At 56.0% G+C, this 908-nt stretch carries 1 protein-coding gene and 1 pseudogene; one reads left to right on the forward strand and one right to left on the reverse strand.

Annotated features, from left to right (window positions below; all coding sequences use genetic code 11):
• Positions 1-202: IS200/IS605 family transposase (tnpA, locus tag C476_RS11515; protein ID WP_008013082.1), on the reverse strand; the 202-nt coding region annotated here is incomplete at its 3' end.
• Between the two features lie 130 nt (positions 203-332).
• On the opposite strand from tnpA, the pseudogene C476_RS11520 reads away from it, so the two are divergent.
• Positions 333-908, forward strand: a pseudogene (locus C476_RS11520) (RNA-guided endonuclease TnpB family protein); the annotation flags it as partial.

Raw genomic sequence — 908 nt, forward strand, 5'->3', positions numbered from 1 at the left:
CTGTTTGCACGAACAGGTGTACGTGGTCGTCTGCAATCTCCAACGCCAGAATCTCGTGCCCGAAGTGGTCAGCAGTCTCACTAAACAACTCCCGCACATCTTCTTCAACCACGTTGAGAACCGGGTGGCGGTACTTGAGGCACCAGACGAAGTGATACTTGCAGGAACTAACCGAATGTGCATGACTGCGGTACTCTTCCATCCCTAATCCCTACATTTATGATAGTATAGAACGNAGTGATACTTGCAGGAACTAACCGAATGTGCATGACTGCGGTACTCTTCCATCCCTAATCCCTACATTTATGATAGTATAGAACGATTGCCAAAGTATGGGTGAAGAAGCCACGAAAACAATTCAGACGCGCCTTCACATAGCGTCTGGTGAGCGGTCGTGGCTTCACGACGCCCGTCTCGCCTCACGCGAGATATTCAACCAAACCATCCGCCTCAAACAACACGGGTACACTCGAACCGAGATACAGAAGGAGGTTGACCGCGACGACTTCTTGCGGAACAACAAGTGCGCGGTCGTCGGCAAAGCCCTCCAAACGTGGGACTCCTACCACTCGCTCAAAGAGTGGTGGGAAAACCAAGGCGACCCCGATGGCGGCAAGCCGACGCCGCCGAGTACGGACAAATCGGGCGCGTACCCGCTCGTGATGGCGCACACGGAAGGCTATCGCCTCACCGTGGACGACGACACGTGCCGCATCCAATTCCGCATCAGCCCGAAACCCTACAAGAAGGTGAAAGGCCACCTGCGCGGCGAGCCGGACGCGATGGACGAACTTCGAGACGCTCTCGCGTCGGATGAGGTGGATGTGGGGCAGGCCGAACTCCTGTACCGCGATGGCGTGTACTACCTACACGTCACGGTCACACGCGAGTTCGACGTGCCCGAACCC

Origin of the sequence: Natrinema limicola JCM 13563 (assembly GCF_000337475.1) — an archaeon.
Classification (GTDB): Archaea; Halobacteriota; Halobacteria; order Halobacteriales; family Natrialbaceae; genus Natrinema; species Natrinema limicola.